25 protein-coding genes are annotated in these 26,302 nt (G+C 61.5%); 13 read left to right on the top strand and 12 right to left on the bottom strand.

The annotated features are described in order from the left end of the window. Positions 1–143 precede the first annotated feature (143 nt). A complete protein-coding gene (locus tag EWM57_RS02755) occupies positions 144–950 on the bottom strand; it encodes a DUF6252 family protein (RefSeq protein ID WP_129919603.1) in 807 nt (268 codons plus the stop codon). 120 nt (positions 951–1,070) lie between these two features. After that, positions 1,071–2,345 (bottom strand): asparagine synthetase B, encoded by a 1,275-nt coding sequence (locus EWM57_RS02760; RefSeq protein ID WP_129919604.1) that lies wholly within the window; start codon positions 2,343–2,345, stop codon positions 1,071–1,073. Between the two features lie 229 nt (positions 2,346–2,574). Between EWM57_RS02760 and EWM57_RS02765 the strand changes: the two genes are divergently transcribed. After that, positions 2,575–3,813 carry an ABC transporter permease gene (locus EWM57_RS02765; protein ID WP_129919605.1) on the top strand — a complete coding sequence of 413 codons (1,239 nt, stop codon included), beginning with the start codon at positions 2,575–2,577 and terminating at the stop codon, positions 3,811–3,813. Positions 3,814–4,510: 697 nt separating this feature from the next. After that, on the top strand, positions 4,511–5,134 hold the full coding sequence (locus tag EWM57_RS02770; protein ID WP_129919606.1) for a hypothetical protein: 624 nt from the start codon (positions 4,511–4,513) through the stop codon (positions 5,132–5,134). Positions 5,135–5,225: 91 nt separating this feature from the next. On the opposite strand, the gene mtaB is transcribed toward EWM57_RS02770, so the two are convergent. The 3 genes from mtaB to EWM57_RS02785 all read right to left on the bottom strand — a co-directional run bounded on the left by mtaB (position 5,226) and on the right by EWM57_RS02785 (position 8,927). Continuing rightward, entirely contained in the window at positions 5,226–6,566 is a 1,341-nt protein-coding gene (mtaB, locus tag EWM57_RS02775; protein WP_129919607.1) for a tRNA (N(6)-L-threonylcarbamoyladenosine(37)-C(2))-methylthiotransferase MtaB, read from the bottom strand. 33 nt (positions 6,567–6,599) lie between these two features. Beyond that, on the bottom strand, positions 6,600–7,007 hold the full coding sequence (locus EWM57_RS02780) for a hypothetical protein (RefSeq protein WP_129919608.1): 408 nt from the start codon (positions 7,005–7,007) through the stop codon (positions 6,600–6,602). A 72-nt stretch (positions 7,008–7,079) separates the two neighbouring features. Then, positions 7,080–8,927 (bottom strand): LTA synthase family protein, encoded by a 1,848-nt coding sequence (locus EWM57_RS02785; RefSeq protein ID WP_129919609.1) that lies wholly within the window; start codon positions 8,925–8,927, stop codon positions 7,080–7,082. Between the two features lie 265 nt (positions 8,928–9,192). Between EWM57_RS02785 and EWM57_RS02790 the strand changes: the two genes are divergently transcribed. Both EWM57_RS02790 and EWM57_RS02795 read left to right on the top strand, forming a co-directional pair. Further along, positions 9,193–11,382 carry a glutamine synthetase III family protein gene (locus EWM57_RS02790; protein ID WP_129919610.1) on the top strand — a complete coding sequence of 730 codons (2,190 nt, stop codon included), beginning with the start codon at positions 9,193–9,195 and terminating at the stop codon, positions 11,380–11,382. 262 nt (positions 11,383–11,644) lie between these two features. Further along, positions 11,645–12,460 (top strand): hypothetical protein, encoded by an 816-nt coding sequence (locus tag EWM57_RS02795; RefSeq protein WP_129919611.1) that lies wholly within the window; start codon positions 11,645–11,647, stop codon positions 12,458–12,460. 179 nt (positions 12,461–12,639) lie between these two features. Here the strand turns inward: EWM57_RS02795 and EWM57_RS02800 are convergent, their stop codons facing one another. Together EWM57_RS02800 and EWM57_RS02805 are read right to left on the bottom strand one after the other, a co-directional pair. After that, a complete protein-coding gene (locus EWM57_RS02800) occupies positions 12,640–12,990 on the bottom strand; it encodes a hypothetical protein (RefSeq protein WP_129919612.1) in 351 nt (116 codons plus the stop codon). Positions 12,991–13,031: 41 nt separating this feature from the next. Continuing rightward, positions 13,032–13,535, bottom strand: a complete 504-nt coding sequence (locus EWM57_RS02805) for a hypothetical protein (RefSeq protein WP_129919613.1) — start codon at positions 13,533–13,535, stop codon at positions 13,032–13,034. 155 nt (positions 13,536–13,690) lie between these two features. On the opposite strand from EWM57_RS02805, the gene EWM57_RS02810 reads away from it, so the two are divergent. Next, positions 13,691–14,671, top strand: coding sequence for an NAD(P)H-quinone oxidoreductase (locus tag EWM57_RS02810; protein ID WP_129919614.1), 981 nt, complete (start codon positions 13,691–13,693; stop codon positions 14,669–14,671). Positions 14,672–14,969: 298 nt separating this feature from the next. Here the strand turns inward: EWM57_RS02810 and EWM57_RS02815 are convergent, their stop codons facing one another. The 3 genes from EWM57_RS02815 to EWM57_RS02825 are packed head-to-tail and all read right to left on the bottom strand — an operon-like array spanning position 14,970 to position 16,590. Next, complete coding sequence (locus EWM57_RS02815; RefSeq protein ID WP_129919615.1) at positions 14,970–15,587, bottom strand: thioredoxin family protein; 618 nt, start codon at positions 15,585–15,587, stop codon at positions 14,970–14,972. 38 nt (positions 15,588–15,625) lie between these two features. Further along, positions 15,626–16,117: a TlpA disulfide reductase family protein gene (locus EWM57_RS02820; protein ID WP_129919616.1), complete on the bottom strand. Its 492-nt coding sequence runs from the start codon at positions 16,115–16,117 to the stop codon at positions 15,626–15,628. Between the two features lie 41 nt (positions 16,118–16,158). Beyond that, entirely contained in the window at positions 16,159–16,590 is a 432-nt protein-coding gene (locus EWM57_RS02825) for a hypothetical protein (protein WP_129919617.1), read from the bottom strand. Between the two features lie 148 nt (positions 16,591–16,738). Here EWM57_RS02825 and ispG point away from each other — a divergent pair, with 148 nt between their 5' ends. The 4 genes from ispG (at position 16,739) to EWM57_RS02845 (ending at position 20,723) form a co-directional block, all read left to right on the top strand. Then, complete coding sequence (gene ispG, locus EWM57_RS02830; protein WP_129919618.1) at positions 16,739–18,823, top strand: (E)-4-hydroxy-3-methylbut-2-enyl-diphosphate synthase; 2,085 nt, start codon at positions 16,739–16,741, stop codon at positions 18,821–18,823. A 95-nt stretch (positions 18,824–18,918) separates the two neighbouring features. After that, positions 18,919–19,251: a hypothetical protein gene (locus EWM57_RS02835; RefSeq protein WP_129919619.1), complete on the top strand. Its 333-nt coding sequence runs from the start codon at positions 18,919–18,921 to the stop codon at positions 19,249–19,251. A gap of 32 nt (positions 19,252–19,283) precedes the next feature. Next, positions 19,284–19,985, top strand: a complete 702-nt coding sequence (locus tag EWM57_RS02840; RefSeq protein ID WP_129919620.1) for a Rossmann-fold NAD(P)-binding domain-containing protein — start codon at positions 19,284–19,286, stop codon at positions 19,983–19,985. An 81-nt stretch (positions 19,986–20,066) separates the two neighbouring features. After that, complete coding sequence (locus tag EWM57_RS02845; RefSeq protein WP_129919621.1) at positions 20,067–20,723, top strand: HAD family hydrolase; 657 nt, start codon at positions 20,067–20,069, stop codon at positions 20,721–20,723. Positions 20,724–20,739: 16 nt separating this feature from the next. Here EWM57_RS02845 and EWM57_RS02850 read toward each other — a convergent pair whose 3' ends face one another. Next, positions 20,740–21,201, bottom strand: coding sequence for a nuclear transport factor 2 family protein (locus EWM57_RS02850; RefSeq protein WP_165370389.1), 462 nt, complete (start codon positions 21,199–21,201; stop codon positions 20,740–20,742). A 258-nt stretch (positions 21,202–21,459) separates the two neighbouring features. Between EWM57_RS02850 and EWM57_RS21045 the strand changes: the two genes are divergently transcribed. The 4 genes from EWM57_RS21045 (at position 21,460) to EWM57_RS02865 (ending at position 23,374) form a co-directional block, all read left to right on the top strand. Next, positions 21,460–21,636 carry a DUF6728 family protein gene (locus EWM57_RS21045; protein ID WP_165370390.1) on the top strand — a complete coding sequence of 59 codons (177 nt, stop codon included), beginning with the start codon at positions 21,460–21,462 and terminating at the stop codon, positions 21,634–21,636. A gap of 64 nt (positions 21,637–21,700) precedes the next feature. Continuing rightward, positions 21,701–22,060 carry an MmcQ/YjbR family DNA-binding protein gene (locus EWM57_RS02855; protein WP_129919623.1) on the top strand — a complete coding sequence of 120 codons (360 nt, stop codon included), beginning with the start codon at positions 21,701–21,703 and terminating at the stop codon, positions 22,058–22,060. Between the two features lie 146 nt (positions 22,061–22,206). Then, a complete protein-coding gene (locus EWM57_RS02860) occupies positions 22,207–22,650 on the top strand; it encodes an Rrf2 family transcriptional regulator (RefSeq protein WP_129919624.1) in 444 nt (147 codons plus the stop codon). Positions 22,651–22,723: 73 nt separating this feature from the next. Continuing rightward, positions 22,724–23,374: an NAD(P)-dependent oxidoreductase gene (locus EWM57_RS02865; protein WP_129919625.1), complete on the top strand. Its 651-nt coding sequence runs from the start codon at positions 22,724–22,726 to the stop codon at positions 23,372–23,374. A 72-nt stretch (positions 23,375–23,446) separates the two neighbouring features. Here EWM57_RS02865 and leuS read toward each other — a convergent pair whose 3' ends face one another. Next, positions 23,447–26,224: a leucine--tRNA ligase gene (gene leuS / locus EWM57_RS02870; protein ID WP_129919626.1), complete on the bottom strand. Its 2,778-nt coding sequence runs from the start codon at positions 26,222–26,224 to the stop codon at positions 23,447–23,449. Positions 26,225–26,302: the final 78 nt, after the last annotated feature.

Here is a 26,302-nt window from a genome sequence, read left to right on the forward strand (position 1 = left end):
CCGCACCGGGAAAGCTGCCGTTGGAATGCTAGAGCAGGTCTGCGGGTTTTTTGGCCGCCTGCCGTTGTATGATGTTCAGAATTAGATGGTAATCGGGCGGGCCATAAGGCGCCTGAGGTTGCCCCGCTCCGCCCGCCAGCTGCTTAGAAACGAATGGTAAACGTGCCGTTCGTGATGTCGACGCGCACCACGTTATTGAGCCCGTTATCCAGGTTGTAGGCGTTAAAGGCAAAGGTGCCGCTCATGGTCCGAGTGGCCGCATCGTAGCTGCTGACCGTCAGGGTGCCCGTGCCATTAATGCCGGTAGTAGGCGAGGTCAGGCGCAGCTGGGTGGTATAGGACGTGGTGACGGTTCCGCTCGTGCGCCAGTAGTCGGCCGTGTTGCTGCGCGGGTCGCTGCTGCCGGCGAGGCTGTAGGTGCCCGGGCCCGTTATGCCCAAGGGCACGTCTAGGCGGACATTGTCGGTAAAAGTGGGGTTGGCAGCCGCCGCTTCCAAGGAAAAGCTTTGGTTGTTTATCAAACCGCTCAGCACGGTGGAAGAGTAAGCCGTCCCATCTTTCATCCAGCTTACTGTGCCGCGCGGCGTGCCGTTGCCGGATACGCTAACCGTACCCGCGGCCGTGGTCTTACCCGCCACGACGTCTACCGTGCGCGGGCTCGGCGCTACGTAGCCGCTAGCTGGTGTGAAGCTCAGCACGTACGTACCCGCCGCCAGCTCAGGCAGCGCAAACGCCCCACTGGCGCCGTTGGGAACCACCGGAAAGGTGAGGCCGCCGCTGGAGGTAGCCGTTACGGTGGTGATGGAGCCGACCGGACTAATCAGGCCTTCTACCGCCCCCGTAGTAGGGGCCGGCGCCGGGTTTTCCTTTTTGGAACAGGAAGAGGTGACGGTAAGCAACGAAGCACCAAGGACCAGCAGCAGGGTCCAGGTACGCAGGAGGTAATGCATGAGAATAACTAGTAGAAGGGTAAAACGGTGAATGGGCGGATAAAATAGCGAAAAATTTAGGGCGTATTCAACGACGTTGGAACCTGTAAGCTAGGCTGCAGCCCGGTTGCGGCGGCGGTATCAGGTTTTCTGCTTTTTCTTTTTGGCGGCCGGAAACAGAATGTTGTTCAGAATCAGCCGGTAGCCGGGGGAGTTGGGGTGCAAGGACAAGTCCGTGGGCTCTTCCTCGACCAGGTGCTGGTAGTCTTCGGGGTCGTGGCCGCCGTAAAACGTCCAGGTGCCCTTGCCCAGCGTGCCGTGCATATAGCGCACTTCGCCCGAGGCCTTGTTGTCGCCCATTATCACCACATCCGACTTGATGAGCTGCTTGCGGAAGGCCGTGGTCTGGCCCATAAAGCCCTTGATGGTTTTCTCGTGGTCCTGGGTGAGCATGGTCGGCACCGGGTCGTACTTGGCCGAGAAGGTGAAGAGCTGGAAGTAGTCGTTGTCTTCGTACACGCCCCGCTCGGCGGGCTGCATGTCGATATCGGAGTACTCGTACTGGTAGGGGTCGCGCACGAGCTGAAAGTCCTTGAAGGCCAGGGTGCGGTTGAAGTTGAGCTTCTGCTGGGCCTGGGGGTCGGCCGGGTCGCCGTCGTACATCGTTTCCACCATGTCCACGCCCAGGCCGGCCAGGGCAATATCGTAGGTATCGGTGGCCCCGCACATGGCAAACTGGAAGCCGCCGCCGGCAATGAATTCCTGCATCTTAACCACCACGGCGCCCTTCATCACGCTGACTTTGCTGAAGCCGTTGCGCTTGGCCGTGGCTTCGGCGTCGCGCTGCTGCTGGTACCAGGGGCGGTTGCGGTAGGAGGCGTAGAACTTGCCGTACTCGCCCGTAAAGTCCTCGTGGTGAATGTGGAGCCAGTCGTACTTGGGCAAGTCGCCGCGCAGCACCTCGTCGTCGTAGATCTGGGTGTAGGGAATTTCGGCGTAGCCCAGCACCAGCGTTACCGCGTCGTCCCAGGGCTGCTTGCCCTTGGGCGTGTACACGGCAATCTTGGGCGCCTTCTCCAGCTTCATGATGTCCATGTTGGCGTTGGGGTCAGCTATTTCGGAGAGAATGCCCGTGTACTGGGCCTCCGAAATCACTTGGTAAGTGATGCCGCGCACGGCCAGCTCATTTTCCAGACCCGGGGCCACTTCCGAGGCAAACGAGCCCCCGCGGTAGTTGAGCAGCCAGTCGACCTCCACCTGCTTGCCCAGCAGCCAGTAGGCAATGCCGTAGGCCTTCAGGTGTTCCTTCTGGGTGTTGTCCATCGGGATAAAAACGTGGTTGGCCCAGGCGGCGGCCGACGGGCCAAGCCAGGCGGCCAGCAGGAGCAGCAGGGGCAGAATTCGCTTCGGGGCCATCAGGTTCTGCGGAGTTACGGGGAGAGGATACGACAACCGTACAACGAACCGACGCGCATAATTCCGTCGGGGTTGCGGCCGGGGCCAGGCAGCCAAACAAATGTAGCGAAACCGGGCGGGAGTTTAGGGGAAACCGCCTACCTTGCGGCGCCGGCCGCTGCTGCCAAAACGGCCTTTTAGCCGCTTGCCGCCGGATTTGCTCCTCACTCTCCGGGTTGTTTCTGCCGCTATGCACCTGCTGGAAAATATCAAGGAAGCCTTTCGCTCCATTCACAGCAACCTGCTGCGCACCGTCCTGACGGCCCTCATCGTGAGCATCGGCATCATGTCGCTCGTGGGCATCCTGACCGCCATCGACGCCATCAAGTACTCGCTCAACGAGACCTTCGCCAGCCTGGGCGCCAACTCCTTCGAAATCAAGGCCAAGGGCTATTCCAACCGGATGCGCCGGGGGGGCGTGCAGGAAAAGGTGTACCCGGCCATTACTTACCTGCAGGCCGTACAGTACAAGCGCGCAATCGGCGACCAGGCCCAAGTGGGCGTATCGGCCTTTATTTCGGGAGCCACCGAAATCAAGGCCAACGGGGAGAAAACCAACCCCAACATGAACGTGGTGGCCGGCGACGAGAACTACCTGCAGATTCAGAACTACAACCTGGCCGCCGGGCGGGCTTTTTCCCCGGCTGAACTGACCAGCGGGGCCAACGTGGCCATCGTCGGCACCGAGGTCAAGGACAAGCTGTTTCCCAACCAGAGCCCCGTCGACAAGTACGTTTACCTGCTGGGGCGACGCTTTCTGGTGGTGGGCCAGCTCGAGAAAAGCGGCAGCACCATGGGCGGGGGCGGGGCCGACCGCCTCGTGCTGATTCCACTCGAAACCGGCAACCAAATGCCCCGGCAGCGGGCCCTCACCTACGATATCAAGACGGCCACGACCTCGCCCGACAACCTGACTTACCTCACCGGGGAGGCCACCGGCATCATGCGCGCCGTGCGCCACGATGCGCTGGGCCAGGAAGAATCGTTCGAGGTGGAGGGCAGCGACTCGCTGGCTAACACCCTCGACGGGCTGTCGGGCAACATGCGCAAGTACGGCTCCATCGTGGGCCTTGTCACCCTGCTCGGCGCCAGCATTGCCCTGATGAATATCATGCTGGTGTCGGTAACGGAGCGCACCCGCGAAATCGGAATTCGCAAGGCCCTGGGCGCGACGGCCAAACAGATCCGCCAGCAGTTTCTGATCGAGGCCATCGTCATCTGCCTGCTCGGCGGCTTGCTGGGCGTGCTGCTGGGCGTAGCCATGGGCAACGGCGTGATGCTGATTGTGGGCGGCAGCGGCTTCATTGTGCCCTGGCTCTGGATGAGCGGCGGGCTGCTAATCTGCGTGACCGTGGGGCTGGCTTCGGGCTACTACCCGGCCAGTAAAGCCGCCGCCCTCGACCCAATTGAGAGCCTGCGTTACGAGTAAATCCGGCGCTCCGCAAGAGCAGCCCTAGCGCCTCGTCTCTGCGCCTAGCTGCCCTGAGCCGAACCCATTTTCTTGACGGACCCGCGGGCAAAGCGGACAATTGCGCGCGGCACGTCCCAGCAGGTGCAACAGTTGCAGCCTCACCCGCGCCAGCTGCTGCCGCCTGCCCACGCCCTCGATGTGCCCATGGCGCCCGGTCTCGCGCCGCGCCCCAATGGGCTTGCTTATCCCACTCCGACCAAGCAGGGGCGGGGGCTGCTAATAGGCCACTCTGCGCCGAGTTAGCGTGTGCTGGGCTCTACCACCTGCTCAAAGCCGGCTGCTGTTTCCGTCTGGACGGACTGGGATGGCGGCCGTGTTTCTTGTGGTCTGGACTACCTCCCAAAGCTGTGAAGAATCTTGCTGCCGTTGGTGGCCGCTACGGAGCTAGCTTCCGAAAGCCGCCGAGCTCGGGATTATCTGTTCTTTCTTAGGGAAGGCGAGAGAAGCACGCGGCCAGGCAGGGAAAGGTAGCGGCATCGGTAGCCGCTTGAACTGCGGGCTCTGCGTTAACTGCGCACTATAACTTCTTACCGACGTATTTCGGCCGCAAGCAAACCGCAGAGCAATACCGTAAGAGATGGGCAAGAAGAATCTAGTGTTTGTTACTCATTTGGGTGTATATTTGCTGGCAATAATCGCTTAACTCATTTGGGTAATGCAAAAGATTGAAACCGTCGGAACCCGATTTACGCAGCTTATTTCTCATTTGGGTATAAGCAAGAATGCCTTTGCAGCTTCGCTCGATAAGACTGCTACGGTTATCCAACACCTAGTGGATGAGCGGAATAAGCCGGGCTTTGATCTTTTGTGTAAAGTGTTTGAGGTATATCCAAATGTATCAAAAGACTGGCTGCTGACTGGTACGGGTCCCATGTTAACCGACGCACCACCAACCAGCGTTGAGAGCTTACCCCGCCCCGCGGCAAAACCCGCTACCGTAGTCGAAGCGGACTCCACGCCTCTGGCTCTGGTGGCGGATGCTCCGCCGGCGGCTGCACCAGCAGCTACATCCCCTGAAACTGCGCCACCGGTAGAAAAGGTTGCTATGGACTTCCCGCCAGTAGCACCTCCGTCGTCCGAAGCAGCGGCTGCTCCCGCGGCTACGGGAACAGTGGCCGTTGTCCCACCGACACCGGACTCCAACTGGCAGGCGGCCCTCTATACTCAGCAGATGGCGCACCAACTGGCCCTGGCTGATTTGCGCAACCAACACCTGCTCGAGCAGCAGCGGCTGATGCAGCAGATGCTGGATTTAATGCAGCGCCAACTCGTTCGATAAGCAAGCAACTGCTTGTTAGATAAGTGTAAACCAAAAGGGCAAGCTTCGTACGAGGCTTGCCCTTTTGGTTTGTGTATATTCAGTAAAGAGGCTAGTGGTGGAATACCTCAATGCCCATTTCTTCGGCTTCCATCAGGTTCTGGGCGTTGACGGCCGTCAGGCGCAGGGCTTTCAGTTCACCCACTAGCAGCGGGTCGTACTTGGCGGCTACGCGGATGTAGTTGGGCGTAAAGCCTTCCATCTGCCCGTTGGTCACGTCGTCTTCGAAGAGCACCTGGGTTTCCTGGCCCACGTGCTGCTCGTAGAAAAAGCGCTTTTTCTTTTCCGACAGCCCGCGCAGCTGCGTCGTGCGCTCGTGGCGGTGGCGGTCCTGCACCCGGCCGGGCAGGCTGGGGGCCAGGGTATTTTCGCGCTCCGAATACGGAAACACGTGCAGGTAGCTCACGTCCAGCTCGTTCAAAAACTGGTAGGTTTCCAGAAAATCGGCCTCGGTTTCGCCGGGAAAGCCCACGATAACGTCGACGCCGATGCAGGCGTGCGGCATTACCTGCTTAATCAGCGCCACCCGGTCGGCGTAGAGCTGCCGGCGGTAGCGGCGGCGCATCAGGCCCAGAATCTTATCCGAGCCCGACTGCAGCGGAATATGGAAATGGGGCATAAACCGCTTGGAGCGGGCCACAAAGCGGATAATGTCGTCGGTGAGCAGGTTGGGCTCGCAGCTGCTGATGCGGAACCGGCTGATACCCTCCACCTCGTCGAGAGCCTGCACCAGGTCGTAAAAGTCTTCCTTCCGCTCCCGGTCGGGGCCTTGCAAACCAAAGTCGCCGAGGTTGACGCCGGTCAGCACGATTTCCTTCACGCCGGTTGCCGCTAGCTGTTCTACCCGCTCCACCACGCTCTGCACGGAGTGGGAGCGGCTTTTGCCGCGGGCCAGCGGAATCGTGCAAAATGAGCAGGAGTAGTCGCAGCCGTCCTGGACTTTGAGAAAGGTACGGGTCCGGTCGCCGTAGGAGTGGGCGGCGTGAAACTCGGTGGCCTCCGCAATAGGAGAGGCGTAGACCTGCCCGGGCTGGCCGGGGGCGGGCTTTTCGAAGCCGGCCAGAATGTCGACGAGTTGGAATTTCTCGGCTGCCCCGAGCACGGCGTGCACACCGGGGATTTCAGCAATTTCCTGGGGCTTAAGCTGGGCATAGCACCCCACGATGGTCACGAAAGCCTCCGGGTTGTGCTTGAGGGCTTCCTTGACCACCTTGCGGCACTTGCGGTCGGCGTGGTCGGTGACGGAGCAGGTGTTGATGACGTAGATGTCGGCCGCGTCCTCGAAGGGCACTTTGCGGAAGCCCCGCTCCTCAAATTGCCGCCCGATGGCCGACGTTTCGGAGAAGTTGAGCTTGCAGCCCAGGGTGTAGAAGGCAACTTTTTTGGTTTCCATAAGCAAGACCGCAAAGATACAGCTTGCCGGAGTTTAAAAGTTTCCTGAGCCGGAAAGTTCGCCGCCGACGGGCTCGGGCTGCAGGGCGCTCAGCCGAGAGCTTACCAACTGCATCAGCCCGGGCAGGTTTGTGTGGTTGAGCTCGGCAGCCGTAATGAAGGGCTGCAGTTCTCCCCCCGGCAACTGGCGAAATACGGCCGGCAGCGGCTGCTGGCGCTGGGCTGGAAACGCCGCCCAGAATTCGTCGCGGTGGGGAAAGCGGGCCTCGATGGGCAGGCTTTCGATAAAGGATTTCCACTCCGGCCGCATGCTCACCCCGTAGGTCAGGGCGCACAGCGAGCAGGGGTAGGTCCGGGGCGAAAGGGTTTTGTGCACCAGATCCAGCATGCCGTTCAGCAGGCCGGCGTTGGCATTGTACACGAATAACAGAGTTTCAGGCATCGTAGAAAAGGCGGGCGGATTGAGAAGTCAACTGCCGGGCAGCTCGAATGTTCGTGCCCCGGTCGGCCGGTCTTACTTACGCAAAAAGTCTTCGAACGAGACCTGCTCGTAGGCCTGGGCCCGGCGCAGCTGGCTGGAGTCGCCCACGATAAAGAGGGGGCGGCGGGACACGTTGTCGTAGCCCAGGCCCCCGCCCGGCCACTGGAAACCGAGCCCGTCGGTGAAGCAGTAGTAGGCGAAGGGAGCCCGCGCGGGCCGGAGCAAATCGTAGCCCCACTGGTAGGCCGTCGTGGGCAGCCTCAGCTGGGCCAGCAGCGTCGTGGCCACATCGGTCTGGGAGCCGTAGGTCGGAATCACCCGGCCGCGGGCTTCGGGGCGCAGGGCTCCGCCGGCCAGCACTAGCGGAATGCGGAACTTGCCGGGGCTCTCGTTGGCATCATTGCCGGGCAGCGGGTGGCCGTGGTCGGCCACGAGCACCACGAGCGTATTGTCCCACCACGGCTGCTGGCGGGCGGCGTGCAGAAAGCGGCCTAGGGCCCAGTCGGTGTAGTACACCGAGTTGCGAAACAGCGCTGTTTCGTCGGTGCCGGCAAACTTGGGCGCAATCGGAATCTGGAAGGGCTCGTGGCTACTCAGGGTAAAGGCCGTGATAAAAAACGGCTGGGGCTGGGTTTTGATATCACGCAGGAGCCGGTCGAAGAGCACGTGGTCGTGGGCCCCCCACTTCGAGTTCTGCTGACTCAGCGGAAAGTCCAGGCGCTCGGTAAACTGGTCGTAGCCGGCCGCCACGAGGTAGCTTTTCATATTGGCAAAGGCCAGTTCCCCACCATAATAATAATGGGAGGAATAACCCGCCTGTTTCAGCGACTGGCACAGGTGGGGCAGGCGCTCCGTTTTGCGCGGGTACTTGATAATGCTGGTCGTGGGCTGGTTGGGGTAGCCGCTGAGCAACGACACCAAGCCCTTCTGGCTCCGGTCGCCGGAGGCGAAGATGTTGGTAAAGAGCACCCCGGTGCGGGCCAGGCTGTCGAGGTTGGGGGTCACGTTTTTCTCGCCCCCGGTGCCGGCCACAAATTTGGCCGTGAAGCTTTCCAGAATAACGAACAGCACGTTGGGCCGGCGGGTGCGCAACAACTGGCTGGCGGCGGAGTCGGCGGGCGGGGCCGGGGCGTACATCTCCCGCACCAGCCGGTCGGCCTCGGCCTGGAGCATAAATTGGTACTGGTTCGGCCCGCCGTTTTGCAGAAAAAGCGAGTTAACGATGTTCCAGGGCACGTTCACGGCCGCGTGGTTGGCAAACGGGTGAGCCGAGAAGTACACGTCGCCCTGGTTGACCGGAATCTGCTGCACGCCCCCGCGCAGGGGTACCACCAGCAGGGCCAGGTAGAGCAGGCTGGCCAGCGCCGCCCGGCCCCGGCCGAAGCCCGGCGGCAGCGGGGGCAGAGCGCCGCACACCTTCTTATATAGGAGCCAGCCCAAAATCAGCAGTCCGGCCAGTACCAGCAGCAGCAGTAGGGGCGCACTGCCGGCCGAGGCGGCCATTTCGGTCGGCGAGTCCAGGTATTGCAGCGGAGTAGCATCGAGGCGGAAGCCCCAGGCTTTGTAGAGTTCCAGGTCTGCCACCGTGAACACGCTCACCACGATGCCCAGCACGGCCGTGTAGAAGCCCAGCAGACGGCTGAGCGGGAAGCGGGCCGGCAGCAGGCTCCCCAGCGCCAGCAGGGCGAAGGGCACAATGCTCAGGTACGCGGCGGCCGAGGCGTCGAGGCGCAGGCCGTAGCCAAACACGCGTCCCAGCTCCCCGGCGCTCAGGCCGGCGGCTTTAGGCAGGTGGTAGAGCAGGAACACGCCCTTCGCGGCCACGAAAAAAATCAGCCAGAACAGGAAATAGCGAAGCGGAAAAGCAAAGCGGTGTCTCACCCGGCAAAGGTAGCCGCAGTTTAGCCGGGATTAAAGCCTGCCCCGACGGTGGTTGGGTGGCCGGAGCTGAGCTACGAGCAGGGGTAGGGCGTAGTGAAAAAGACGTTTTGCGAAAATGTCCTAATGAATTGGGAGTGAGTTTGTGTAAAATGCAAGTATTTTAATGAATATGGGGTAAAATAATAGGGGTGGTTTTGTGAAAGAACTGTTCAAAGCTGTACTTTTGCCCTTCTTAACCCCACTTCTCTCGTTTCTAATCTCCCCAATGGCAATTCTGCGCTTTAAAGCCCTTGAACTTGTTGACCAGCGGAAGCCGGTTACGGTAGCCTCCACCGGCGTGCGTCGCTCCGACAGCTTCGGTAAAAACGTGTTTAACCTGGAGGCCATGCGGGCCAACATGCCGGGTGAGTACTTTAAAAAGCTGCAATCCGCCATCAAGCAGGGCACGCCGGTCGAACGGTCGGTAGCCGACGCGGTGGCTTCGGCTATGAAAACCTGGGCCATGGCCAAGGGCGCAACCCACTACACCCACTGGTTTCAGCCCCTGACCGGCTCCACGGCCGAAAAGCACGACTCCTTCTTCGACCTCAACTCCGACGGCCGCCCCATCGAGAACTTCAAGGGCTCAGCCCTGGTGCAGCAGGAGCCCGATGCCTCTTCGTTCCCCAACGGCGGCATCCGCAACACTTTCGAGGCCCGCGGCTACACCGCCTGGGACCCGACTTCCCCGGCCTTTATCATCGAAACGGCCGGCGCTTCCACGCTCTGCATCCCAACCATCTTCGTAGCCTACACCGGCGAAGCCCTCGACTACAAGGCCCCGCTGCTCAAGTCGTTGGCCGCTTTGGAGCAGGCCGCCCTCGACGTGTGCCAGTACTTCGATAAGGACGTAAACCGCGTATCGACCACCCTCGGCATCGAGCAGGAGTACTTCGTGGTCGACAAGGCCCTCTACGACGCTCGCCCTGACCTGGTGATGACCGGCCGCACCCTGTTTGGCCACGCCCCGGCCAAGGGCCAGCAGCTCGAAGACCACTACTTCGGCTCCATTCCGAGCCGCGTGCACGCCTTCATGCTCGACTTCGAAGAGGAGTCGAACCGCTTGGGCATTCCGCTGCGCACCCGCCACAACGAGGTGGCCCCGAACCAGTACGAGTGCGCCCCGACCTTCGAGGACGCCAACCTGGCCGTCGACCACAACCAGCTGCTCATGGACATCATGGACCGGGTGGCCGAGAAGCACAACTTCAAAGTGCTGCTGCATGAGAAGCCCTACGCCGGCGTCAACGGGTCGGGCAAGCACAATAACTGGGCCCTGAGCACCGATACGGGCGTAAACCTGCTGGCTCCCGGCCGTCGTCCCAAGGAGAACCTGCAGTTCCTGGCCTTCTTCATCAGCACCATCACGGCCGTGCACCGCTACGGCGACCTGCTGCGCGCCAGCATTGCCTCGGCTTCCAACGACCACCGTCTGGGCGCCAACGAAGCCCCGCCGGCCATCATGTCGGTGTTCGTGGGCTCCCAGCTCGACAGCGTGCTCAACGAGCTGGAGCGCACCGCCAAGCTGCCCCTCGACAAGGGCGACAACATCTACCTCAAGCTCGGCATCGACAAGATTCCGGCCATCCTGCTCGACAACACCGACCGCAACCGTACTTCGCCCTTCGCCTTCACCGGCAACAAGTTCGAGTTCCGCGCCGTGGGCTCGTCGGCCAACTGCTCCTCGTCGATGACGGTGCTCAACACCATCGTGGCCGAGCAGCTCATCGAGTTCAAGGCTTCGGTCGATGCGCTCATTGAGCAGGGCAAGAAGAAGGAAGTGGCCATCGTGGAGGTGCTGCGCGAGTACGTTATTGCTTCCAAAGGCATCCGCTTCGAAGGCAACGGCTACTCCGACGAGTGGAAGGACGAAGCCGCCAGCCGCGGCCTGTCCAACATCCCGACCACGCCCCAGGCCCTCGACGCCTTTATCCGCGAGGATGCCGCCGCGCTGTTCGACCGGCACAACATCTTCTCCCACGTCGAGCTGCACGCCCGCCACGAGATTTTGCTGGAAGATTACATCAAGAAAATCCAGATTGAGAGCCGCACGATGGGCGATTTGGCCGTCAACCACATCATCCCGACGGCCGTGGCGTACCAGACCAAGCTCATTACCAACGTGCGCGGCCTGCGCGAGCTGGGCCTCGACGACGAGTACTCGCAGGTGACGGTGGATACCATCAAGGCTATTTCCCGCCACGTGAGCACCATCAAGACTCAGGTCGACGAGATGGTGAAGGCCCGGAAGGTGGCCAACAAAATCGAGGACACCCGGGACCGCGCCATTGCCTACTGCGACACGGTGAAACTGCATTTCGACACCATCCGCCGCTCCGTCGACAAGCTGGAGTTGATGGTGTCCGACGAGGACTGGCCGCTGGTGAAGTACCGCGAGCTGATGTTCCGGCACTAAGCCATAAGGTTAGAATGGGGCCGGCGTTGGGTGGGAATTTTTCGCCGGCCCCGATTTCATTAAGAGCCGTTCCGGGTGGGGCGGCTTTTTTTGTGCCCGCTGATTGAAAAAGCTAGCTGACTTTTAGTGCTTGATTATCAAGGCGTAAGTGAGTGGGCTGGCCAACGGGTCCGGCCGGGTGGTTTCGGCTATATTAGCGTTTTATAATGCTGGCCCGCTTTTTGGAATTTTGGCCGGCGTATCCACTTACTTTCCCCTCCTCATGAAACGTTCTCTACTCCCGGCCTGGGTGCTGCTGTTGGGTCTCGGCCTAACGTCGTCCTGCACCGTCAATCTCTACGGCGTCGACCAAAACCAGACCTACCACCGCACCACGCACCGCACCCGGGGAGCTTACTATCCGCCCACCGGCGGCGGGCAGACCGGGGGCGTCAGAACGCCGCCCACCGGCGGCGGCACCGGCGGGGTTCGGAACCCGGCGGGCTGGGAAACCGGCGGGGTGAAGCAGCCCGTCCGCGTCGACCCCATCGGCGTGAAGCCCCCAACCCGCGAAGTAGAAACCGGCGGCATCAAAACCCCGCCCAACGACTGGCAAACCGGCGGCATCAAGTCGCCTCCGGCGGGTTCCGGGGCCGGTAACGCCGGTGTCAAGCCGCCGACCCGGGAAGTAGAAACCGGGGGCATCAAAACGCCCCCGAATGACTGGCAGACGGGCGGCATTAAATCGCCGGTGGTGTCGGGTACGGGTCAGGCCGGCGTGAAGCCGCCCACCTCGGGCGGCGACCACAACGACAACCCTAACAACTGGCAGACCGGCGGTATCAAATCGCCGGTGGTGTCGGGCGAAAAGATTGACGCCGGTATCAAGTCCCCGGTCGATGCGGGCGGAGAAGGTATCAAAACCCCGCCGAACGATTGGCAAACCGGGGGCATCAAGTCACCGGTGGTATCGGGCTCCGGGGGCGAAACCGGCGACGTGAAGCCGCCGGCAGAGGCTGAGCTGGCGAAAGGCAAGCAGGAAAAGGCCCGCGAAAAAGAGCTCGAAAACGCGGCCGGCGACAGCAAGCCAACCGAGTAATTCGCCAACCGATAGCACAGAATCTGGTTGGCGGCCCACCCGACACAAGCCGATGCCGCGGCTGCAAACGCGGTGCTGGCGGGCAGGCCGCCAATCAGATTTTATTTCCAGCCCAAAAAGGCTCGGCTATTCCAGCCGGGCCTTTTTGGTGGATGGTTGGGAAATGCGAAACCGGGTGGTTAGTGCAACACTAGGCGGTTGGCGACGCTGTAGCCGTTGGGGCCTTCCACGATGAGCAGATAGGTACCCGCGGCGTAGGTGCCCACCGGCAGCGAGACCAGCGGGCCGGATGCCGTGTTCAGCGGCTTGCTGTAAATCACCCGGCCGGAGGCGTCGAGCATGCTCAGGCGCAGTCCCGAGTGGGGTGCCGAGCCGGGCAGCTGCAGCGTGACGGCCTGGTGGCTCCGGTCGACGTACAGCTTGAGTTCGTTTTGCGTGGTGGCCTGGGCGGCAGGGGCCGGCAGGGCCAGCAGAATCCAGTAAAAGCTACTGCCGGCAACGATTTTCCGGACAAGCGCTGAAAAACTCATGGGTGGGAAGCGTGGGGGTAAGAGCGGACAGTAAAGATAAACTATTTCCGGACGGGAATTACACTCTGAGTAGATGCAGTATCATCCTGCAGGAGTTCCGCACCGCTGCCCGCATCGGGGTTAATCATCTTCCAGGTAGCCTGCTTGAGCTCATCGAGGCGCCCCAGCGTGTCGGCGACGGTGGCATTGCTCTTCACCTTCTCGAAAAAACCGGTTTTGACGCCTACTTTAATCAGCCGCTCCACCACGAAGGGCAAAATCCAGCCCACGACGTTGGTCGCCAGCGCCCCGCGCAGTCCGATGCGCAGTAGCAGGCGGGCGGCCATCCGCTCCAGCAGCAGGGCCTTGGCGGCGGGCAGGGCTTTGTCGGCCAGAAAATCGACGACGAGCTGGGCGTTGCCCTTGCGGATTTCGGCCCGCAACACTTCCTGCACGGCGTCCAGGGCCTTGGCGGCTACCTGCTGAAACAGCCGGCCGGTTTGCCAGGCCCGCAGGCCCGTGACTTTAGCGGCGGTGAAAAGCGGTAGAAACGTGATTTTTTTCATGGGTGGGAAGCGGCAAGAAGGCCAACGAGGACGTAAGCTAGCGGAAAAAACCGGCGCTGCGTAGCCGGTAGGCCGGCCGGGCCGGCATTTTCCAGGCAACTACCCCTGCGGTTGCCAACGTAAGGAAAGCGCAACGTATTCCCAACCACCTGCCCATGAAGGCCATTGTAATTACCCAGCCCGGCGGCCCCGACGTGCTGCAGCTGCAACCTCAACCCGAGCCCACACTTTTGCCCCATCAGGTACTGATCCGGGTACAGGCCGCCGGCGTCAACCGGCCCGACGTGCTGCTGCGCCAGGGCAAGTACGCGGGCAGCGGCGACGTGGCGGGCACGGTGCCGGGTCTGGAGGTGGCCGGCATCATCGAGCAGTGCGGTGCCCAGGTAACGCGCTGGCGGCCCGGCGACGCCGTCTGCGCCCTGCTGACGGACGGGGGCTACGCCGAATACGCCGCCGTGGATGCCCGCCATTGCCTGCCCGTGCCCGCGGGCTGGAGCATGACCGAAGCCGCGTCTTTGCCCGAAACTGCGTTTACGGTGTGGCATAACGTGTTTCAGCGCGGGCAGCTACGCCCCGGCGAAACGCTGCTGGTGCACGGCGGCAGCAGCGGCATTGGCATCACGGCTATTCAGCTGGCCCGCGCCCTGGGCAGCCGGGTGCTGACCACCGTGGGCAGTGCGGCCAAGGCCCAGGCCTGCGAACAACTCGGGGCCAAGCCGGCCATCAACTACAAAACCACCGACTTTGAGGCCGTAGGCCAGGCCGCGGGCGGCGTCGACGTGATTCTGGACATGATTGGCGGCGACTACACGCCCAAAAACTTGCGCCTGCTCCGCGACGACGGCCGGCTGGTATTTATCAATGCCATGCAAGGGGCCAAGGCCGAATTCAATGCCCTCGACCTGATGCGGCGCCGTTTGACCATCACTGGCAGCACGCTGCGACCCCGCTCGGCCGAATTCAAGGCGGAGCTGGCCGCAGCTGTAGAGCAGCACATGTGGCCGCTGCTGGCGGCCGGCAAGTTCAAGCCGGTTATTTACCGCACGTTTCCGCTGGCCGAAGCCGCCGCCGCGCACCAGCTGCTGGAAAGCAGTGAGCACATCGGCAAAATTGTGCTGACGACCGAGGGGTTTTAGTTGCGGAATAAATTGCGAAAAAAAGGGCTTTTATTCGTTTTGATGAATACAGCATCAGAACATATAAACACAACAGTGGTAGATGCTTCGCTGAAGCAATACCTTTGAAATAAACAAAAGCAGCCCGGCGCTGGGTGGGACTATTGCCGGGCCCGTTTTCAGAAAAGGCGTTCTTGAGAGGGGCGCCTTTTTCTGTGTCCAATTTTCCGTGCGCTCTGCCTGAGTGAGTAGCGGAAAAAAGCGGCGGTCCGGTCCCGGGAAACTATTCCCGGAGCCGGACCGCCGTTGTGTTATCAGCCTAAGCCTTTTTCCACTTGATGGTGCAGCCGATGGCCTTCGTCGATTTCGTCGTGGCGGGCTTACCGGTCAGCAGGTCGGTCAGGGCCTGCTCCACGTAGCGGGTCTTGACCAGCTTGGCATCCTCGGAGTTGTCGTCGATGGCGCCGATGTAGCTCACCACGAAGTCGGAGCCCTGCTTGGTCAGCACGTAGAGGTGGGGCGTGCGGGTGGCGCCGAAGGTGCGGGCCACCTGCTGGGTTTCGTCCTGCAGATACGCAAACGGGTACTTCTTGCTTTTCGCCCGGGCCTGCATTTCGGCAAAAGAGTCGCCGGGGACCGAGGCCGCGTCGTTGGGGTTGATGGCCACCACGGGGTAGCCCTGGGGCGCGTATTTCTGGTGCAGGGCAATAATGCGGCTTTCGTAGGCCTTGGCGTAGGGACAGGTGTTGCAGGTGAAGACCACGATGTAGCCCTTTACGGTCGGGTTGTCGGCCAACGACACCAGCTTGCCGTCCACGTTGCGGAGCTTGAAGTCCGCGGCTTTGTCGCCGACCTGGTAGCCGGCCGGCGCATCAGTAAAGCTGCCAAGCAGCAGCAGGGCAAGGCTGGCAGTGAGCAGGGAAAACAGCTTTTTCATGGGCAAGGCAGAGTTAGGGCAGCGGAAAAACTGCGGGGTTAAGGAAGAAACTTCTGGAGCTGGGCCGTCAGCTCAGCCGGGGTGAATTCCTGCTCGAAGGCGGCCCGCTGACCTTTTTTGTTGTTGAAAATCAGCGTAAACGGCAGCGCCCCCGACCACTTGGGGTCTATTTTATCCATCCACGAGTTCGGGTCGGGCTCGTTGAGCAGCACCACTTCCGACTTCAGCCCGCGCCGGAGCACGAAAGGCCGGACTTTCTTGTCGAGCTGGGAGGCGTAGTCCATGCTCACGAGCAGCACCTTGACTTTCTGCTTGGCGTAGGTCGTGCTGAGCTGGTCGAAGTAGGGCAGCTCCTTCACGCAGGGCGCGCACCAGGTGGCCCAGAAGTTGACCACGTAGGTTGTGTCGGTAGGGCGGCTCAGGCGCTTTTGCAGCTCCGGCAACCGGATAACGATGACCTGCTGGGCCTGGGCTGAGCCGGTAGCCAGCAGGAGGGAAGCGGCCAGGGCGAGGGGTTTGGGTTGGATCATGCGGTAAAGACAGTTCGGCGGGCCGGAAGTTGCGGCGGCATTTATAACGCGTACCGCATGCCAATTGAGCTGCCGCCACTGCGCGGGTCATATTCTGCCCAAACTGTGCCCCAGGCAAACTGGCGCCGGGAGCCTACCTGTTTTGTCAGCCAGGCATCATACTCTGCGGCCAAGCGTTGCTCCTGCTGCTCACTCCAATCATTCCAGCTAAGATGAGCCTGACCGTCAGGATAAAAGGCGAAAGAAATGCTGTCAAGCCGCTGATGAAAATAGATAAGCCTAAAGCTCCCCTGCCCTTCGTCCAGCGGCACCGCGCGAATAAAATAGTGGGTGTAGCCACCATGTGCCGCGGAATGCTCTACCGGTGCTGGTGCGAAAAGAGTGGCCAATTCAGCGGCACTAGTAGCTGAAGAAATGCTGCTACTGGCAGCAAGGTGCAGGGTTCCGGTGGTGGCGTTGAGGCTGAGTTTCATCAGCGGCGAGTTAGGCAGAATTGCCGGGTTTTGGGATGCCGGCGCCTTTAGATGAGCCCACGGGCCCAAACCTGGCGTTGCGTACCTTTGCCCCCAGCAACTTTACGTGCCAGTACGTAGTTTCTGCTACGCTTACGTTATTCGCCGCATGACCTCGACTTCCGCCTCCAAGATCTATTGCCCCAGCCTCACTGAGTACAAGCGCCGCCTGAGCCGGGAAGTGAACATCGGGGACCTGCCCATGGGCGGACTCAACCCCATCCGGGTGCAGAGCATGACCACCGTCGACACCATGGACACGCTGGGCTCGGTGGAGCAAACCCTGCGCATGGTAGAGGCCGGCTGCGAGTACGTGCGCATCACCGCTCCCAGCGTGAAGGAGGCTCAGAACCTGCTCGAAATCAAGAGGGAGCTGCGTAAGCGCGGCTGCTCGGTGCCCCTCATTGCCGACATTCACTTCACGCCCAACGCCGCCGAGCTGGCCGCCCGCATCGTGGAGAAAGTGCGCGTGAACCCCGGCAACTACGCCGACAAGAAGAAATTCGACGTCATCGACTACACCGACAGCAGCTACGCGGCCGAGGTGGAGCGCATCCGGGAACGGTTTCGGCCCCTGGTGCAGATCTGCAAGCAGTACGGCACGGCCATGCGCATCGGCACCAACCATGGCTCGTTGTCGGACCGCATCCTGAGCCGCTACGGCGACACGCCGCTGGGCATGGTGGAGTCGGCGCTGGAGTTTTTACGCCTTTGCGAAGAGGAAAACTACTACGACGTGGTGCTCTCCATGAAGGCCTCCAACACCCAGGTGATGGTGCAGGCCTACCGCTTGCTGGTGCAAAAGCTCGATGAGGAAGGTTTGCAGCCCTACCCCCTGCACCTGGGCGTGACCGAGGCCGGCGAGGCCGAAGATGGCCGCATCAAGTCGGCCGTGGGCATCGGCACCCTGCTCGAAGACGGCCTCGGCGACACCGTGCGCGTGAGTTTGACCGAAGCCCCCGAAGCCGAAGCGCCCGTGGCCAAGGCCCTGATTGACCGGTATACCAACCGCGCGGCGGAGGCCAAGCCGATCAAGCCATTAGTTGTTAGTTATCCGTTGTCAGTTGTTGGTGAAAACGGAGGCCAGAGCCAGAACGACCTAACAACTGACAACCAGCAACTAACAACCAGCATCCCCATTGACCCCTTCCAGTACCACCGCCGCATTACCCGCGAGGTGCTGAATCTGGGCGGGCAGAACGTGCCGCGCGTCATGGTGGATATTTCCCGGCTCACGGCGGTAGAATATGCCGACCTGCGCGCCGTAGGCCACCTGTACTCGGCCTTCCTCGACAAGTTCCAGATGAACGACCTGGGCGCCGACTACCTGTATTCGGGCCAGCGCCCCGTGCCGTTTATGCTGCCCAACGGCCTAAAGGAAGTGGTGGACTACTCGGCCTGGCTCGACGCCGGCCGCCGCGCCGACCATTTTCCGGTGCTCACCCAGGCCGAGTACGCCGCCGCCACGGACAAGCACGCCGAGCTGAACTTCGTATTTCATAACCTCGACTCGCTCACGCCCGCCGCCCTCGACCAGCTCCGCGAGGATGCCACGGCCGTGGTGATTTTGTACACCGACAACGCCCACGCCATGCCCGAAATCCGGCGGGCGTTTTTCGAGCTGCTAAATAACGGCGTGCCCAACCCGGTCGTCATCAACCGCCAGTACCCGGCGCTGACCGCCGAGCAAACCCAGCTTTACGCCGCCACCGACGTAGGCGGCCTGCTGCTCGACGGCCTCGGCGACGGGGTGGTGCTGAGCACCGAGCTGCTGCCGGAACGCAGCAAGGAGGAATGGCTCCCCACGCTGGACCAGCTCAACCAGCTCAGCTTCGGCATTCTGCAGGCCGCCCGCACCCGCATGTCCAAGACCGAGTACATCAGCTGCCCGAGCTGCGGCCGCACCCTGTTCGACCTGCAGGAAACCACCGCCATGATCCGCAAGCGCACCGACCACCTGAAGGGCGTCAAAATCGGCATCATGGGCTGCATCGTGAACGGACCCGGCGAAATGGCCGACGCCGACTACGGCTACGTGGGCGTGGGCAAAGGCAAAATTGCCCTCTACCGGGGCCAGGAAGTCATCAAGAAGTCAGTGCCCGAAGAGCAGGCCGTCGACCAGCTCATTGAACTCATGCGCGAGGATGGCCGCTGGGTGGAAAAGGAGTTGGTGGAAGAGCCGGTGGTGGGGTAACTGCGCCCGATTGACATTGACAACGGGGTTGGGCAGTATTGTTCAACCCCGTTCTCTTATTCGGTAGCCCTTCATCAACTTTTTCCACTCCATAAATGAGCGTTGAAGTCCAGTTATTTGCCGGTCTTACTTCCCTAGGGACTATTGACGCCAATGTTATTGATGCTTCGATGGGAGTAATCGGCGGCATGCTGAAGCCAACTACTGCCTACTATTCTGCTTACCAGACTTTCTTCCGAGCGCACCTAGAAAAGGCGGATTGGAAAGCCCTGGAACTCCTTGGCTTAAAAGCTACGTCGGTTCTGACCGGTCAACTCATGGCGGTAGGCGGAATTATCATCACAGACCTAAAAGGCTTGGATGAGATTGAGGTCAATGTTTGCGGGATTGGTTGGCAGGAAATGGCCCAGCTCTTTCCTGACTCCTAAAACATCCGCGCCCCGTACCCGTCTACTCCCTCATGAAGCTAAAAGTAATCCTGACCGGGGCTACCGGCATGGTGGGCGAGGGCGTGCTGCTCGAGTGCCTGCGCGACCCCAACGTGGAGCAGGTGCTGAGCGTGGGCCGGCGGCCCAGCGGACACACCCACCCCAAGCTGCGCGAAATCCTGCACGCCGACTTTCACGATTTGGCGCCCATTCAGGACCAGCTCACGGGCTACGACGCCTGCTTTTTCTGCCTGGGCGTGTCGTCGGTGGGCCTGAAGGAGCCCGAGTACCGCCGCGCCACCTACGACTTAACCCTGCACTTCGCCCAAACTCTGCTGCCCCGCAACCCCGACCTGACGTTCTGCTACGTGTCGGGCGCGGGCACCGACGGGACCCTGCAAAGCCGGCAGATGTGGGCCCGGGTGAAGGGACAAACCGAAAACGAGCTGCTTGGCCTGGGCTTTAAGCAGGCCTACATGTTCCGGCCGGGCATGCTGCGCCCCACGCCGGGCCAGCAGCACGTGCTGTCGTACTACAAGTACTTCGGCTGGCTCTACCCGGTGCTGCGCACGCTCACGCCCCGGTTTGTGTCGACGCTGGCCGAACTTGGGCGCGCCATGCTCACCGTGACCCGGCGCGGCTACGCCAAGCCCGTGCTGGAAGTGCCGGATATCGTGGCGGTGGCCAAGAAGCAAGCTTTTGATCCTGGGGCCAGCATCCTGAACAAAGCGTAGGCGGGCCGGAAAGCAAGGGTGTGCTGGTGTCCGCCGGCCCGGCTTGAATCCGCTACCTTTGCCCGGAACCCACCCCGCCGCATGATTCGCACCGTCATCTTCGACATGGACGGCGTGCTCGTTGATACTGAGCCGCTCCACCACGACGCTTTTTTCCGCCACTTTGCCGAATTGGGCATTCCCATGTCGGATGCGGAGTACGCCACGTTCCTGGGCTCTTCCACCCGCAACGTGTACCAGTTGCTCAAGGCCCAGTTTGACCTCCCGCAGGACGTGGAGGCGCTGATAAACCGCAAACGGGAGCATTTCGCCAAGTCCTTCGATGCCTCCGCCGACCTGGACCTGCTGCCCGGGGCTCGGGAGCTGATTCTGGACCTGCACCGGGCCGGCGTGCCGTTGCAGCTGGCCTCGTCGGCCTCCAAGGAAACCATTGCCCGCGTGTTCACCCGCTTCGGGCTGTATCCGTACTTCGACAACCTAGTCAGCGGCGAGGATTTTCCGCGCTCCAAGCCCGACCCGGCCATTTTCCTGCACGCGGCCCAGCTGGCCGGCATCGCGCCCGCCGAGTGCCTGGTGATTGAGGACTCGGCCAACGGCGTGACGGCGGCCAAGGCGGCCGGCATGTATTGTATCGGCTACAAAAGCGAGCATTCCGAAGGCCAGGACCTGCACCACGCCGACCAGGTTGTGTCCCACCTGGGCCAGCTCAGCGCGGCCGGCATCCTGGCCCTGGCCTAGCCCGGCCGCCGCGGCGCTACTGACAGCCGTCCTTGCGGCGGGTATCGATGATGTGCACGATGCGCCAACCCGCGGCCAGCTTCACCAACTGAAAGGAGTTGTAGCCGCAGTGGCTGAACTTGGTGCCCACGTAAAACTGGTAGGGCGTCCAGACGCTGGCGAGTTGGGCATCGACGAGCACCTGCTCGAAGCGGATGCGCTCATCGTACACTTCCGGGTGGGACGTGCCGACGGCTTTGAGAAACGCACTGACCTTTTCGGTGCCCACCTGCACGCCGGTGCGGGTGGTGATGGTGTGCAGCACGGCCCCGGGCGCCAGCGTGCTGCGCACCACGGTACTGTCGCCGCGGCGCATGCCCTCGAAAAAGCGGGTAATGGTTTGCTTGACGGCTTCAGACTCGGCCGCGGCCGGGGCTTGGGCCCGGGCCGCCGGCGCGGCCAGCAGCAGAAAACCGGGCAGAAGTAGGAGTAGACGCATGGCGGGGCAGAAAGTGAGATACAGCCCAAGGTAACCAGCTTGCCGGCGGAGTTGCACGGGCCGGGCTGCCGCGCGCCACCGACGTGGGCGGCCTGCTGCGGCTGGTCCGGGCGGGTGGATGCGCCGCCGCCCCGCCGCGGGAAGTTCGGGTGGACTGGTCACCAGTCCGCCGCCCGCCATTTTTGCGAATCTATTTACCTTGCCGGCAAATCATTCCGCCCCGGCGGGTGTTCTGTACCCGTACCAAACCTCAGCTTTATGGAAGGCCGCAACCTGTTTAACTTCGGTCCCGCACTCGGTTATTTCTTCCGCCGGAATGATCCGAACCGCAAAACCAACTTCAACCTGCGCACCATGCACTTCATCAACAAGCTCAGCATGGCCATGTTCCTGGTCGGCTTGTGCGTGGTGCTGTACCGTCTGTTTACCCGCTAAACTGCGGGCGTATGGCGAGCCGGTGTAGAATGCCGGTTCGCGGCTACCGTTTTTTGCCCTTCGTATGAACATCGAAGACTTCCGCGACTATTGTCTGCTCAAGCCCGGCGTAACGGAAGAAACGCCGTTTGGCCCCGAAACCCTGGTCTTTAAAGTGGGTGGTAAAGTATTCGCCCTCACCGACATCGACACGTTTGGCAGCATCAACCTGAAGTGCGACCCGGCCCGGGCCGTGGACCTGCGCGAAAACTACGACTACGTGCTGCCGGGTTACCACATGAACAAAAAACACTGGAACACGATCCTCATCGGCACCGGGGCCACCGACTTTCAGCTGCGCGAATGGATTGACCATTCCTACGACCTGGTGCTGGCTTCCCTGCCCAAAGTCCGGCGCGCCGAGCTGACCGGGCCGCTCGAATAAGGCCGCCCCGGCCTAAGCGCCATGCAGAGCCTTTTGGGTCTGGCAGTAAGCTGTTGCGCAATTTTTTAAACCAGATTGTAACATTAGTGGTTACAATGCTACCTTTGTCGTACTTCGCCTCCGTTTGGCCCAGTGCCCCCCAACTTATGCAGATCAGCAGCCGTTTTTCCGTCGCCGTGCACGTGCTTTCCCTGCTGGCTTTGCAGGAGCCCACCGACGTGCTGCTGACCTCGGAGCGCATGGCCGGCAGCGTTAACACCAACCCAGTGGTGATTCGCCGGATTCTGGGCCAGCTCAAAAAGGCGGGTTTGGTAGAGGTGCGGCCGGCCGCGGGCGGTACGTTTCTGGCCCGGTCACCGGTCGCTATTTCTCTGCTCGACGTGTACCGGGCCGTGGAAGTGGTGGAAGAAGGACAGCTGTTCAGCGTCCACGACAAGCCCAACCCGGCCTGCCCGGTGGGCCGCACCATTCAGTCGGCCCTGGACCACACCCTGCAGCGTGCCCAGACGGCCCTGGAGCAAGTGCTGGCCGCCACCACCCTGCAGCAGGTCACGACGGACATTCAGCAGAAGGCCGGTCTGCTCACCTGATTTTTTTGCCTAGAATTGTAACAATGGCAGTTACAATAGGTTGTTCTTTCACTTCACCCAAACTCTTTCTACCATGAAAATTGCTCTCATTGGCGCCACTGGCTTCGTTGGTTCGAAGCTGCTCACCGAAGCCCTGAACCGCGGCCACCAGGTTACGGCCATCGTACGCGACCCGGCCAAGCTCACCGCTCAAAATCCCAACCTGACCGTGGTAACCGGCGACGTGAACAAAGTCGACGAGCTGGCCGCCCAGCTCGCGGGCCACGACGTGGTTATCAACTCCTTCAACGCTGGCTGGGACAATCCTAACCTCTACCACGACTTTTTGCAGGGAGCCAAGGATGTGGAGGCCGCCACCGAAAAGTCGGGTGTGCAGCGTCTGATTGCCATTGGTGGGGCCGGCAGCCTCTACATCGACGGTCATCAGCTCGTCGACGGCCCGCAGTTCCCGCAGGAGTACAAGGCCGGCGCCACCGCCGCCCGCGACTACCTCAACCTGCTTAAGCAGAACCAGACCCTGGACTGGACCTTCGTAAGCCCCGCCATTGAGATGCACCAGGGCATCGACACGGGCCGCACCGGGCACTACCGCCTGGGCCTCGAAAACCCCGTTTTCAACGCCGAAGGCCGTAGCATCCTCTCCGGCGAAGACCTGGCCGTAGCCATTATCGACGAAGCCGAGCAGCACCGCCACAGCCGTCAGCGCTTCACGGCCGCATATTAAGGCTGAACAATAACAAAAAGGCCCGCTGGAGTTGTCCAACGGGCCTTTTTGTTATTACTGGCACGCGGTGCCTTACACCACTATGTTGACCATGCGGCCGGGCACGACGATGAACTTCTTGGGCTCTTTGCCCTCGGCGAAGCGGGCCAGGAAACCGGATGCGCGCACGGCGGCCTCGATGTCGGCGGCGGTGGCGGTGGCAGCAAACTGCTGGGTTTCGCGCACCTTGCCGTTGATGGCTACCGGGTAGTTCACCGTATCCTCGACCAGAAATTCCTCGCGGAACTCGGGATACTGGGCCGCGCTGATAGAGCCGGCCGCGTGGCCCAGCTTGGTCCAGAGCTCCTCGGCCAGGTGGGGCGCGTAAGGCGACAGCAGAATGCAGAGCGGCTCCAGGATGGCGCGTTTGTGCGAGTCGAGGGCCGTAAGCTCGTTCACCGTTATCATCAGGGCGCTGACGGTGGTGTTAAACGAGAACTTCTCGATATCCTCTTCCACCTTCTTGATGGCCTTGTGCAGGGCCTTGAGCTCGGCAGGCGAAGCGGCTTCGTCGATTACGGCGAAGTCGCCGTCCTGGGGGTGGTAGAGGCGCCAGAGCTTCTTGAGGAAGCCCGAAACGCCGCTCATGCCGTTGGTATTCCAGGGCTTGTATTGCTCCAGGGGACCCAAAAACATTTCGTAGAGGCGCAGAGCGTCGGCGCCGTATTGCTCTACCAATACGTCGGGGCTGACCACGTTGAACTTGCCCTTCGACATTTTTTCGACCTCCCAACCACATACATAACGGCCGTCATCTTCGAGGATGAACTCGGCTGAAGCGTAATCGGGGCGCCATTTTTTGAAAGCCTCAGTGTCCAGAATATCGTTGTGTACGATGTTCACGTCGACGTGCAGGGCGGTGGTTTCGTGTTGGTCTTTCTTGCCCAGGGTGACGAACGTGTTGGTGCCGTTGATGCGGTACACGAAGTTCGAGCGGCCCAGGATCATACCCTGGTTGATGAGCTTCTGGAAGGGCTCATTGGCCGAAACCAGACCGTGGTCTTTTAGAAACAGGTGCCAGAAGCGGGAGTAGAGCAGGTGGCCCGTAGCGTGCTCTGCGCCACCGAGATATAAATCAACATTCTGCCAGTACTGCTCGGCTTCCTCGCCCACGAAACGCTCGGCGTTGTGCGGGTCCATGTAGCGCAGGTAGTACCACGAAGAACCGGCCCAGCCGGGCATGGTGCTGAGCTCGTACTCGTACTGGCCCTTGTACTTCCAGTCCTTGGCCCGGCCCAGGGGCGGCTCCCCGGTTTCGGTGGGCTTGTACTCGTCGATTTCGGGCAGCACCAGGGGCAGGTCGGCCTCGGCTACGCCGTAGGCCACGCCTTCCTTGTAGTAAATCGGGATGGGCTCGCCCCAGTAGCGCTGGCGGCCGAAGATGGCGTCGCGGATGCGGAAGTTGGTTTTGCCCTTGCCGATGCCGCGGGTTTCGAGCTCCTGAATCAGCTTGGCAGTGGCCTGCTTGTAGTCCAGGCCCTCGATGAGGCCGTGCAGGTAGCGGCCTTCTTTGGTCGGGTCGGCCTGCTCCTCAATCTGCTGCTGATCCACGACCTGCACGATGGGCAGGTTGAAGTGCTTGGCGAAGACGTAGTCGCGCTGGTCGCCGCTGGGCACGGCCATCACGGCGCCGGTGCCGTAGCCAGCCAGCACGTAGTCGGCAATCCAGATCTGGATGGGCTCCCCGCTGAACGGATTGATGCCGTAGGAGCCCGTAAAGGCCCCCGACACCGTTTTGGTGTCGGCCATCCGGTCGCGCTCCGAGCGGCGCTTGGTGGCGTCGATGTAGTCCTGCACTGCGGCCTGCTGGGCGGGTGTGGTCAGCTCGGCCACCAGCTCGTGCTCGGGGGCCAAAACGAGGAAAGTAGCGCCGTAAATCGTGTCAACCCGGGTCGTGTAGACCTTGATCTGGGCCTGGGCGTGGTCTTTCACCTCGAACGTCACCTCCGCGCCGATGCTTTTGCCTATCCAGTTGCGCTGCATCTCCTTGACCGCATCGGGCCAGTCGAGCTGGTCGAGGCCCTGGAGCAGCCGGTCGGCGTAGGCCGTGATGCGCAGGTTCCACTGGGGCATCAGACGGCGCTCCACCGGAAAGCCGCCCCGCTCGGAGAGGCCGTCCTTGACCTCGTCGTTGGAGAGCACCGTACCCAGGCCGGGGCACCAGTTTACGTAAGTATCCTGCTGGTAGGCCAGGCGGTAGGGGTGCACGGCCTGGAGCTTCTGCTTCTCGGTGAACGTCTGCCACTGCCCGGCGGTGAAGCTGTGGCGCTCTTCCTCGTCGCCGGCGGCCCGGATGCCTTCGCTGCCGTTCTGCTGAAATTTGTCGAGCAGGGTCTTGAGCGGCTCGGCCCGGTCGGTGTCGAGGTTGTACCAGGAGTTGAACAGCTTCAGGAAAATCCACTGCGTCCACTTGTAGTAGCCCGGGTCGGAGGTGCGCACCTCCCGGCTCCAGTCGTAGCTGAAGCCCAGGGCCGAAAGCTGCTCAATGTAGCGGGCAATGTTTTCGCGGGTGGTTTTCTCGGGGTGCTGGCCGGTCTGGATGGCGTACTGCTCGGCGGGGAGGCCAAACGAGTCGAAGCCCATGGGGTGCAGCACGTTGAAGCCCCGCAGGCGCTTGTAGCGCGTGACGATGTCGGAGGCAATGTATCCCAGGGGGTGGCCCACGTGCAGCCCGGCCCCGCTGGGGTACGGGAACATGTCGAGCACGTAGTACTTGGGCTTGGCTGAGCTATTATCGGCCTTGAAGGTGGCGTTATCTTTCCAGTGGGCTTGCCACTTCTTCTCAATTTCCTGGGGACTATAGCCGGGCATGGGCTTCTGCTTAGGTGGTTATTTGCTGAACCGGCGAAATTAAGCGGAAATGCCGGGAAAGGGTAATTCACCGCAAGA

The organism is Hymenobacter persicinus (assembly GCF_004167665.1).
Lineage (GTDB): Bacteria > Bacteroidota > Bacteroidia > Cytophagales > Hymenobacteraceae > Hymenobacter > Hymenobacter persicinus.